The sequence below is a fragment of the Enterobacter sp. GD03975 genome, assembly GCF_029838645.1.
GTDB classification, from domain to species: Bacteria; Pseudomonadota; Gammaproteobacteria; order Enterobacterales; family Enterobacteriaceae; genus Enterobacter; species Enterobacter quasihormaechei.
Map to the genome: position 1 here is coordinate 190977 of NZ_JAOBZC010000001.1, position 11580 is coordinate 202556.

General features: G+C 57.5%; 9 protein-coding genes. 4 read left to right on the top strand and 5 right to left on the bottom strand.

From position 1 onward, the window contains the following. Positions 1–5 precede the first annotated feature (5 nt). Together N5C09_RS00850 and N5C09_RS00855 are read right to left on the bottom strand one after the other, a co-directional pair. Positions 6–992, bottom strand: a complete 987-nt coding sequence (locus N5C09_RS00850; RefSeq protein WP_063866697.1) for a DUF979 domain-containing protein — start codon at positions 990–992, stop codon at positions 6–8. After that, positions 989–1711 carry a DUF969 domain-containing protein gene (locus tag N5C09_RS00855; protein WP_063451294.1) on the bottom strand — a complete coding sequence of 241 codons (723 nt, stop codon included), beginning with the start codon at positions 1709–1711 and terminating at the stop codon, positions 989–991. The genes N5C09_RS00850 and N5C09_RS00855 overlap by 4 nt, the downstream gene beginning before the upstream one ends. A 224-nt stretch (positions 1712–1935) precedes the next feature. On the opposite strand from N5C09_RS00855, the gene N5C09_RS00860 reads away from it, so the two are divergent. Further along, complete coding sequence (locus N5C09_RS00860; protein WP_063866695.1) at positions 1936–2484, top strand: winged helix DNA-binding protein; 549 nt, start codon at positions 1936–1938, stop codon at positions 2482–2484. Here N5C09_RS00860 and glgX read toward each other — a convergent pair. From glgX to treZ, 3 genes are read right to left on the bottom strand one after another with little or no spacing between them, the layout of a single operon-like run. Continuing rightward, on the bottom strand, positions 2481–4556 hold the full coding sequence (gene glgX / locus N5C09_RS00865; RefSeq protein ID WP_279748246.1) for a glycogen debranching protein GlgX: 2076 nt from the start codon (positions 4554–4556) through the stop codon (positions 2481–2483). The genes N5C09_RS00860 and glgX overlap by 4 nt on opposite strands. A 15-nt stretch (positions 4557–4571) precedes the next feature. Next, positions 4572–7040 carry a malto-oligosyltrehalose synthase gene (gene treY / locus N5C09_RS00870; protein ID WP_279748247.1) on the bottom strand — a complete coding sequence of 823 codons (2469 nt, stop codon included), beginning with the start codon at positions 7038–7040 and terminating at the stop codon, positions 4572–4574. Next, positions 7037–8824, bottom strand: a complete 1788-nt coding sequence (treZ, locus tag N5C09_RS00875; protein WP_279748248.1) for a malto-oligosyltrehalose trehalohydrolase — start codon at positions 8822–8824, stop codon at positions 7037–7039. Before treZ ends, treY begins: the two co-directional genes overlap by 4 nt. A 131-nt stretch (positions 8825–8955) precedes the next feature. Between treZ and N5C09_RS00880 the strand changes: the two genes are divergently transcribed. The 3 genes from N5C09_RS00880 (at position 8956) to N5C09_RS00890 (ending at position 11565) form a co-directional block, all read left to right on the top strand. Further along, on the top strand, positions 8956–9483 hold the full coding sequence (locus tag N5C09_RS00880; protein ID WP_003857109.1) for a GNAT family N-acetyltransferase: 528 nt from the start codon (positions 8956–8958) through the stop codon (positions 9481–9483). 112 nt (positions 9484–9595) lie between these two features. Beyond that, entirely contained in the window at positions 9596–10480 is an 885-nt protein-coding gene (locus N5C09_RS00885; RefSeq protein WP_063866691.1) for an SDR family oxidoreductase, read from the top strand. 107 nt (positions 10481–10587) lie between these two features. Then, positions 10588–11565, top strand: coding sequence for an MBL fold metallo-hydrolase (locus N5C09_RS00890; RefSeq protein WP_193036839.1), 978 nt, complete (start codon positions 10588–10590; stop codon positions 11563–11565). Positions 11566–11580: the final 15 nt, after the last annotated feature.

Genomic DNA, 11580 nt, shown 5'->3' on the forward strand with positions numbered 1-11580 from the left:
GCTCCTTAGCGAAACACGAGGAAATACATTAAGAACACGTTCACCACCAGCAGGGTTAACGCGGTCGGGATCTGGATCTTGATGACCTGATATTTGTCTTTTAGCTCCAGCAGCGCGGCGGGCACGATGTTGAAGTTAGCGGCCATAGGCGTCATCAGCGTGCCGCAGTAGCCCGCGTACATGCCGATAGCCAGCAACGGCGCCGGGTTGCCGTGATGAACGTTAATCAGGAACGGCAAGGCAATACCGGCGCTCAGCACCGGGAACGCCGCAAAAGCGTTACCCATGATCATGGTAAACAGCGCCATCCCCACGCAGTAAATCACCACCAGCATGAAGCGGCTGTCCGGGTTCACAAACAGGCTGACCACCTTCTGCACCGATTCACCGGTATTGGCCACCACAAACACCCCACCGAGCATGGCGAGCATCTGCGGCAGGATCACCGCCCAGCCGATGGTGTCGACCAGCCGACGAGACTGACGAATCGCGTGCAGCGGCGTGCCTTTCGTCAGCCACCAGCCGGTGAGGATCGCCGCCACGCAGGCCACGCACAGCGCCGCCAGGGTGAGCTGTTTCTGGTCGAGCAGGTAAACGCCGCCGATCGAGACGCCCTTCAGGAACAGCGTCCCGATCACCGTCACCACCGGGATCATCAGCGCGGGTAAAAACAGCCAGTTTTTGAGCCGGTTCGACGAGGCAACGCGTTCCTCCTCGGTAGCCATTTTATAGTGCCCCTTCCCGACCAGCCCGAAACCGGCCAGCAGCGCAATCACGATCACGGCGCCGCCAATAATGCGATACGCCAGCGACCTGCCCAGCTCCTGCACCATCAGATCGCCAAACAGGAAGATCCCGCCGAAGAGGAACCAGAACAGCGCGGTCGTAAAGCGTTTCGGGTTGGCGCGATCGCGAAGGGTCATGACCACCAGCAGCATCACGACGAAGCCAATCAGGTAGTACACGCGGTTAATGGTGATGAGCGTCATCATGATGCGATCTCCTGCGTGCCCTGCTCTGCTTTCCAGGCCATCACGTCGCGACGAATGCTGGCGTCGAGACGCAGCAGGCGCGTCATATGGATAATCAGGGCCGCGATGGCGGTCGGAATGGCCCACAGGCCGATATGCAGCGGCTCGATCCCCTCGATCCCGTTCTCCTTGAGGAAGGCGTCAATCAGCAGCACCGCGCCGAAGGCAATAAAGATATCTTCCCCAAAGAAAACCGCGATATTGTCGCAGGCGGCGGCATGGGCTTTGATTTTGTCGCGAATGTGCTGCGGCAGGTCGCCGTATTCATTCAGCGCGGCCCCTTCCGCCATCGGCGCCAGCAGCGGACGCACCGTCTGCGCGTGGCCGCCCAGCGACATCAGCCCGAGCGCAGCCGTCCCTTCGCGGGCGACAAAGTAGAGCATCAGGATACGCGCCGAGGTGGCGCTGGCGATCTTCGCCACCCAGGCCTGGGCGCGCTCTTTCAGCCCGTAATACTCCAGCAGGCCAATCACCGGCAGGATCAGGATGAAGGTGGCAAGCGATCGGCTATTCACAAACTTTTCGCCAAAGGTTTCCAGCAGCATGCCGAAATCCATGCCAACCAGCAGGCCCGTCGCCAGCCCCGCCACCACGACAACCAGCAGCGGGTTGAAACGCAGTGCAAAACCAATAACCACCACCGGAATCCCGATAAGCGGCAACAGTGTAGAACTGTCCATAAACGTTACCCTATCCAAAGTGAGCGTTGCGCGCCGACGGCTATTTTTTATACTTCGCAGCAGAGCGAAGCCGGTGCATTACGGCGCGCGATGTTGTGTTTTGCGTCAGGCTCCGCAGAACCTGCACTAAAAAGCTATATCTGAACGTCAAAAACATGTAAACAATTTATCAATAAAATGTTCTTATTTTATCGACGGGTTTACATTCTGGAGAAAGGATCGGTATGACGACTAAGAAAACGAAGGCAGCGTTAAACCACGACGATATTGCGGACGGGCGTATCGTCTCCTCCCGTCATCTGGTCTCAGAGCGGTGCGCCGAATTATCAGAGCTGGAATACGCTCTGATCATGACCAGCAACGCGTTCAACAAGTGGATGGTGCGCTGCATGACCGCAGCAGGTGAACCGGATATGGGAGCCTTTGACGTTTCGCTTCTGCACCACGTGAATCACCGCAACCGCAAGAAGAAGCTGGCCGACATCTGCTTTGTGCTGAACGTGGAAGATACCCACGTGGTGACGTATGCGCTGAAAAAGCTGGTGAAGGCGGGCTACGTCACCAGCGAGAAAGCGGGGAAAGAGCTTTTTTTCTCTACGACCGAGGACGGGAAAGCGCTGTGCATGAAGTACCGTGAGGTGCGGGAAGCCTGCCTGATCAACATTCATGCGGAAAGTGGCATTCCGGGAACGTCAATTGGCGAGACCGCGCAACTGCTGCGCGCGATCTCGTCCCTGTACGATACCGCCGCACGCGCGGCGGCCTCGCTTTAAGGGCGGCGGAACAGGGTGATACTCCGCCCGGCCAGCTCATAATCGACAGATTCAGTGATGATTTCCCCCGTGGGGGCATCCTCCGCCGTCGAGAGTTCGAGCACCCATCCCCCTTCACCAAACTGCGGGATCTGGAAAGGCACGGTGCCTTCAAACGGATTGAACAGCATCAGCACGTCGTGCCAGACGCCCTCTTCCTGCTGAAGATCCGGACGGCTGATGGAGAGACCAAGGGTGGAGCCCTCGTCCCACTGTTCCGACTGCTGCGGGCCGCCGCCGGCGTTAAACCAGCGGATCTCCAGCCCGTCGCGCCAGTTCTCCCGGCGCAGCAGCGGTTGCTCCGCGCGCAGGGCGATCAGCCGACGGGTAAACTCGCGCAGCGCCTCGTCGTTTTCTGACAGCCCTTCCCAGTTTATCCAGGAGATCTCGCTGTCCTGACAGTATCCGTTGTTGTTGCCCATTTGCGTCCGGCCAAACTCATCTCCCGCCAGCAGCATCGGCGTGCCGTGGGAGAAGAAAAGCGTGGTGAGGAAATTACGCTTCTGCCGCTCGCGGGTGGCGATGATATCCGGGTTTTCCGTCGGCCCTTCTTCGCCGTAGTTATACGAACGGTTATCGTTATGTCCGTCGTTATTATCTTCCCCGTTATCGGCGTTATGCTTCTCGTTGTACGATACCAGGTCGTTGAGCGTGAAGCCGTCATGCGCGGTGATAAAATTGACGCTGGCCCACGGACGACGACCGCGCAGGTCATACAGATCGCCGGACCCCAGCAGGCGGGCGGCAAAATCGTTAGAGACGTTATCCCCCTTCCAGTATTCACGTACCGTATCGCGGTATTTATCGTTCCACTCGCCCCAGCCTGGCGGGAAGCCCCCAACCTGATATCCACCCGGGCCGATATCCCACGGCTCACCAATGAGCTTCAGCTTCGACAGTACCGGGTCCTGGGTCACGGCATCGAAGAAGCCGCCGCGCGGATCGAAGCCCTCCGGCTCGCGTCCGAGTATGGTTCCGAGATCAAAGCGGAAGCCATCAATCTGCATCGATTCCGCCCAGTAACGCAGGGAGTCCATGACCATCTGCAACACGCGCGGGTGCGACGTGTTAACGGTGTTCCCGGTGCCGGTATCGTTGATGTAATAACGGTGCTGATCCGGCATGGTGCGGTAATAGCAGAAGTTATCAATCCCTTTAAACGACAGGGTTGGCCCCAGCTCGTTGCCCTCCGCCGTGTGGTTATAAACCACGTCGAGGATCACCTCGATGCCCGCATCATGATACGCGCGCACCATGTCGCGGAAACCCTGGATACCCGCCGGACCGTAATAGCGGGACGCTGGCGCAAAGAAAGCCAGCGAGTTATAGCCCCAGAAGTTTTTAAGACCGCGATCCAGCAGGTGCTGATCGTCCGGGAACCAGTGAACCGGCAGCAGCTCCACCGAGGTGATCCCCAGGCTTTTGATGTAATCCACGGAGGCTTTGTGTCCCATCCCTTCAAACGTACCACGCAGTTCGGGCGGAATGGCCGGATTAAGCTGGGTAAAACCTTTCACATGGCTTTCATAGACCACGGTGTGTGGCCACGGAACGTCAGGCCGACGCGAGTCCTGCCAGTCGGCGGCGTTTGGGTCGATGACCTTACATTTCGGCGTAAACGGCGCGCTGTCGCGCGTATCAAAGCTGAGATCGAGCTCGTCATGCCCCAGCTCATAGCCGAAGTGGGCATCGTTCCACGCAATGTCGCCCACCAGTTCGCGGGCATACGGATCGATAAGCAACTTGTTGGGGTTAAAACGATGGCCATTCTCCGGATCATAGGGGCCGTGAACGCGATAGCCGTAGAGCGCGCCCGGCTCGAGGTCGGGCACATAGCCGTGCCACACCTCATGCGTATATTCCGGCAGCTCCAGTCGGGCGATTTCGGTTTTGCCGGAGGGGTCAAACAGACAGAGCTCTACCCGCTCCGCGTGGGCGGAAAACAGGGCGAAGTTTACCCCCTTTCCGTCATAATTTGCGCCAAGCTGCTGGCCATGGCCGGCCCGAATTTCAAACGTTGTATCCTTTGGCATTTTTGTTCTCCTCGATTATTCGCAGGTAAGCAGAACCAACAAACATCCCTTTTCAGACGTTAAATCCAGCGTCTCTGGCAGTAGGCGACGCTCTCCGGTAAACAGATCCCGATAGTGCTTTCCGGCCAGCTCCTGGGGTATGGCCACGGTGGTATTGGCCCACAGAGCCGCATTGTCGGTGACGTCAAACACCAGGCGCGGCACGGCAACGATAAGCGCCTCTTCCTCGTGAAGGCGCGCATAGACAATCAGGTTCTCCTCGCGCTCGCCGGTCACCTTCAGCGGCAGCCAGTCGCCGTAGCGGAAAAGCGCTGGGTAATGCGGCCGGATCCGTAACAGCGTGGCGGTGACATACTGCTTCACGCTGCCGTCGCGCCAGCGTTGCGCATCGTTAAAGATGTTGCCATCCGCCGTGCTCAGGTTCTCCGCCAGCGCGGTGAAATCCGGTTCGCGTCGGTTATCCGGGTCGACCAGGCTAAAGTTAAGCCCTTCGCTACCCTGATAGATGTCCGGTACGCCGGGGGCAGTCAGCTTGATCACCGTCTGGCTCAGGCTGTTCAGCAATCCCGCCCGAATGAACGGCTGTAGTGCGGCACTAAAATCACGCAGGAACAGGGTGTTATCCGGGGAGAGCAGATGCCGCACGTAGTCCAGCACCACGCTCTCGTAATCTTCGTTGCTGTCGATCCAGTCGGTCCGCTGCTTGGCCTCGCGCAGGGCTTTTTCGATAAAACCGAGGAAACGCTCTTCCAGTGACTTAAGCCCGTCGCGATCGTCAGGCGAGAGCGTGGCAGGCCAGACGCCCGCCAGCGCCTGGTAGATCATCCAGGTATCGGCGGCGTTCGGCGCGGTGCCATCGTTCAGGAACCGGACCTGCGTCTGGTTCATCTGCCGCCAGCGCGCCAGGTTTTCTCCCCACAGATCCGGCGCTTCCGTCAGCGTGTACAGACGCGCTCGCGCATCCTCGCCGCGTTTGGTGTCGTGGGTAGAGGTCCCCAGCAGCGCGTCGGGCTGGCGGGCAAGACGAATGCGCATCTCCTGGTGAAAACGGGAAAGTGAAAACGCGCGCGGCGTCGGGTCGGCGCCTACTTCGTTCAGCGCCAGCTCCAGGTTGTGGCGGAAGAACAGCGTATCCTCTACCGATTTCGCCATCAGCGGCCCGGTCAGCTGCTGAAAACGGGTGCGGAAAAGGGATGCCTGCGCGTGGTCATGCTCCGGCAGATCGCCGGTAAGAATACGGACGATCAGGCTCAGGGCGGGTTCGGACGTGTTCACGTTGGCGACCACCCGGCTAAGCAGCGCCACGTCCGAGGGCGTCAGCCCCTCTGCGGTGCCGTAGGTGCGATACACCGGAAAGGCGATAAGCAGCTCGCGCAGGGCGTGGCGAATATCGTCGTGCTGCACCGCCACGTCGTTGCGCCGGGCCAGCTCGCTGGCAATAGTCAGCAACGTGGTGAATTCGCCCTCAAAGTTACGGTCGGTCATCAGGCCTTTTGCCTTGCGCAGCTCCGTATGCCTGTCCACGGTCGTGCCCAGCGTCTCGTCGTGGAGCGTCTCCAGCCGCGAGAGGTTGTTATCGTCCACCAGCACTTCTGCCAGCGAGGCGATAAACTCATAGCCCGTAGTACCCGAGACGGGCCACTCCGCAGGAAGCTGTTCCCCTTTCGCGAGGATCTTCTCCACCGTGATGTAGCAATCCGGCCCGGTCGCCGCCCGCAGGCGCTGCAAATAACCCAGCGGATCGGCAAGCCCGTCCACATGGTCAATGCGCAGGCCGTCGACGACGCCAGCGTGAACAAGCTCAAGGATCAGGCGGTGCGTGTCTGCAAATACCGCCTCATCCTCCACCCGCACGCCCACCAGCCCGGTAATTTCAAAAAAGCGTCGCCATGAAAGCTGTTTCGGCGCTTCCCGCCAGGACATGAGGCGCCAGCTTTGCGCCTCGTGGATCTCAGCGAAGCTTTTGTCCTCGGCAAACGTGCCGGGATTGAGCGGATAGGCGGTGTCGTAGTAAACCAGTTCCGCCTTATTAGTGACACTGTCACGTTTTATGGTGATAGCCCCGCGCTCCAGCTCGGCTTCGAAGTTGTCGCCAAGAAACGGCAGCGTTAGCGGTCTGGACCAGTCGATATCAAAATAGGTCGCGTAGCGGCTCTGCCTGCCGTGCTCGATCACATCGCGCCACCAGCGGTTCTCCAGGGAGGTGGACATGTGGTTCGGCACAATATCCAGAATCAGCCCCATCTCTGCCTGTTTAAGCGCCGCCGCCATGCGGTCAAACCCTTCCCGCCCGCCAATCGCCGGGTCGATTTCGTTGGGGTTCGTCACGTCATAGCCGTGAGTAGAATCCGTGGTTGCCGTGAAAACAGGTGACGCGTAGAGATGGCTGATACCGAGATCTTTCATATACGGTATCAGGGTCACCACGCGGTCAAAGGTCATGCCGTTGCGAAACTGAATGCGATAGGTTGAGGACGGGATCATAGCGTTGCTTCTCCTTCAGCAAAGCGAACAACAATGCTGTTCGGCGACAGGTTTTCGATTGCCTCCGGCCAGCTAAAGATCGGTTTTCCGGGCAGGTCCGGCAAGGTGAGCGGCTTTTTACCGATATTCAGCGCCAGCGACAGCGTACCGGACGGAAAACGCCAGCTCACGGCAACCATGCCGAGTGTCGTTTGCAGGACGTTACCCTCAACAGCGCCGTGCTGCTTCAGTAACGGGACGACATAGCGCTGACGCAGCGCAATCAGTTCGCGCGTCAGGTGCAGCCACGCTCTGCCTTCCTCCGTCTCCACCCTGTTCCAGTCCAGCTTCGAGCACATAAAGGTATTCAGGTCGTTGGGATCCGGTACGGTTTCATCGTGCCCGGCATGGCCGGTAAACTCTTTCGCGCGCCCTTCCCGCACCGCTTTCGCCAGGTCACCGTGGAAGTCGGTGAAAAAGAGGAACGGTTGCGTTTCGCCATACTCCTCGCCCATAAACAGCAGCGGTATATGAGGCGACAGGAGCAGCGCCGCGAACAGCACCCGCGTTTTATCCGCGCCAGCCAGAGAGATGAGCCTCTCACCCTGGGCACGGTTGCCGACCTGATCGTGGTTCTGAATAAAATCGACAAAAAATTGCGGAGGCTGCTCGCGACACTCTACTCCGCGCGATTTTCCGGTCTGAAGCGAGATTTCGCCCTGGTAGACAAAGCCTTCGGCCAGCGCTCGCGCCAGCTTTTTCTCCGGCTCGTAGGCGAAATCCTGGTAATAGGCGTGAGATTCCCCGGTCGCGAAGACATGCGCGGCGTTGTGAAAATCATCATTCCATTCGGCGGTGAAAAGCGGCGTCTGACCATGCTCATCGCGCGGATGCAGGAAAATGACGTTGCGACTGTCTTCGGTGGTGAGATGGATATGACGATCCGGAAATGCGTCGCGGATCCGTTGCGCAATGTGGGGAAGAATATGGGTCTCTGCGTCGTCATGGATCTGGTCGATGGCGTCGAAGCGCAGACCGTCAAGATGATACTCCGACAGCCAGAATAACGGCGCCTCGGCAATGTATTGCCGGACCGCGTCAACCTCATAGGCAATCCCGTTGCCCCACGGGGTCATCCGATCCTGATGGAAAAACGCCGGCGAGAGTAACGGCAGGTAGTTCCCTTCCGGGCCAAAGTGATTGAGTACGATATCGAGCACCACGGCAAGCCCAAGCGCGTGGGCGGCGTCGATAAAGGCATGAAAATCTTCCGGCGTGCCGTAAGCCGGGTGCGGGGCATACAGCAATACGCCGTCATACCCCCAGCCGCGTTGCCCCCCAAACTGGGAAACGGGCATCACTTCCAGCTGCGTAATGCCCAGTTCGGCCAGATAAGGCAGTTTTGCGATAGCCGCCCTGAAGGTTCCTTCCTTGGTGAAGGTCCCGATATGCAGTTCGTAAATTACCGTCTCTTCCCACGGCCGCCCTTTCCATTCTGGTTGCGTGGACGGATTGCGTCGGGGGTCGATCACCACCGACGGGCCGTTGACGTCATTCTGCTGGGCCCGTGAGGCCGGATCCGGCACTGCCAACCCATCCTGTAAAACAAACTGATACGTCGTACCGTGCCTGACGCCGGGAACGTCAATCTGAAACCAGCCGTCGCCCACCGCCGCCATCGGAATGTCGGTGTCGGTTAAACGCAACGTGAGATCTTTCTGCCCTTCAGCCCAGACGCGAAAACGTACAACGTCATCGGAAATAAACTCGGCACCCCAGTGCCTGCGACATGTTCTGAATTCCATTCACTGTCCTCGAATGACCACATTCTACGCGGAACGAAATACAAGCTTAGACCAGGATCAACAGAGTGTTATGCCAGCAGGGTATGCCGCTTCGTCTATTATCTATTTATAACTCCCACTTAAGGAATACCATGCATATTCGAAAAGGATTAAGTACCGATCTCGCCCGTCTTGAATGCTGTGATTTTTCTTTCACGGTTGATGAGATTGCCAGAGAGCCCTTTCTCAATGGCGATTTGCATATTGAAGCGTTAACAGAGCCTTATCTTAAAACGTATGAACTGGATCTCCAGACGCTGGAAAACCATTGCGTTAATCCGGATTCAATATTTCTGATTGCCGAAACGGATGACGGAGAAATCGCCGGTTTTATTACTGCATCCTGTAACTGGAATAAATTTATCTCAGTGGATTACATTGCCGTGGAGCGTTCAAAGCGCCGGACGGGCGCGGCGCATAAGCTGATGTCTGCCACCCACGTCTGGGCGCGAAGCCTCAATGCGCCCGGCTTACGGCTGGAGACGCAGAACGTCAACGTTTCAGCCTGTCTGTTCTATCGTCACTATGGATTTATTCTGGGCGGTTACGATCGCTATCTTTACAACGCCCTGCCGGAAAAAGATGAGGTCGCCCTTTTCTGGTATTACATGCTGGCTTAAGAAAATATTTTACATCCGGCAATGGAATATAGATTTGTCTGAATTTGTCAATTTTGCCCGCTTGCGTCTAATTAACGACTAATCTTGGAATTCACTATTTAAGGAGGCCGGTATGTCTACAGGAAATAATCACACGCTGCATTACCCTCGTCCACCGTTTGCTGAACAACCGCAAATGGCCCCCGGGCTGGCATCGGAAATGAAGCCAATACCGGATCATGGTGAAACAAGTTATATCGGGTCGGGAAAACTGGCAGGAAAAAAAGCGCTGATCACCGGCGGTGATTCCGGCATTGGTCGCGCGGTCGCCATCGCCTATGCCCGTGAAGGGGCAGATGTTGCCATCGGCTATCTGCCTGAAGAGGAATCCGATGCCGCATCGGTCATTGCGCTGATTAAGGCCGAAGGCCGTAAAGCGGTCGCTATTCCCGGCGACATTCGCGTAGAGTCGTTCTGCGATACGCTGGTGGAAAAAGCCGTCGCCGAACTGGGCGGCCTGGATATTCTGGTGAATAACGCCGGGCGCCAGCAGTTCTGCGAATCGATCGACGATCTCACTACCGCTGATTTTGACGCGACGTTCAAAACCAACGTCTATGCGCCCTTCTGGATCACAAAAGCCGCGCTGCGCCATTTGCAGGAAGGCGCCGTGATCATCAACACCACTTCCGTTCAGGCATTTAAGCCGAGCGCGATCCTGGTCGACTATGCGCAGACCAAAGCCTGTAACGTGGCCTTTACCAAATCTCTGGCGCAGCAGCTGGGGCCGCGCGGCATTCGTGTGAACGCTGTCGCGCCGGGTCCGTACTGGACGCCTCTTCAGTCCAGCGGCGGCCAGCCTCAATCCAAGGTCCAGAAGTTCGGGGAAGATACCCCGCTGGGCAGACCGGGCCAGCCGGTTGAAATCGCACCGCTGTACGTGCTGTTTGCCTCCGATACCTGCTCATACGCCTCCGGACAGGTCTGGTGTTCTGACGGCGGTACCGGCGTTCTGTAAAAACTTCTCTCAGACCTATCCATTTCATGGATAGGTCACATTCACCCCCCTTCCGTTCTCAAAAATCTCAGTTGAACTATGATGAACTTACTATTGAGGAGCCCATCATGTTTACTGTGAAAAAACTTGCTTTATCAACCCTGTTTACCGGTTCTGTTCTTTTCTTTCCCGCGATCCACGCGGTGGCCAGCGTTCCCCAGCACGTGGTGAAACAGCAGGCTGGCGGCTATAGCGTTCAGGTTGGCGATACGATTGTCACCGCCTTTACGGACGGCAGCGTACCGCAGGATCTGCACGCCCTGTTGCGCCGGACGACGGCGGAAAATACCGATGCGTTACTGGCAAAAAATTTCCAGGCCAACCCGGTTGAAGCGTCAATTAATGCGTTCTATATCGCGCTGCCCGGCCACAAAATCCTGGTGGACACCGGTTCAGGCCAACTCTTTGGGCCCGGCAAAGGCGGCCGACTGATTGAAAGCCTGGCGACGCAGGGCATCAAACCCGAAGATATTACCGATATTCTCATCACCCATGCTCACTCCGATCACGCCGGTGGCCTGGTGAAAGACGGCCAGCGCGTGTTTACTCATGCGCAGGTCTATGTCGGCAAACCGGATATCGAATTTTTCTTTAACGACGAGAACCAGAAAAAATCTGGTTATGACCAGAACTACTTCGACGTTGCGCGCAAAACCTTAAAACCTTATCTGGACGCCGGAAAAGTGAAGACCTTCTCCGGGACGGAACAGCTTCTGCCGGGCATCCGCGGAACGGTACATCCGGGCCACACCCCAGGTTCGGCGTTCTATACGCTGGAGAGCAAAGGTGAAAAAATCACCTTTGTCGGCGACATTATTCACGTCGCTGCGGTTCAGTTCCCCCAGCCGAATGTGACGATTGCTTACGATGAGGATCAGGACGGCGCCGCCAGGGTGCGTAACGCGGCGTTCGCGGAGTTTGTGAAAAACAAAGATCTCATTGCGGCTCCGCACCTGCCTTTCCCCGGTATCGGTTATGTCACGCAGGGCGAGCGGCAAGGCTACGCGTGGGTCCCGGTGACCTATACCAACCGTGACGCAAAATAAGATGCCACCTTCCGA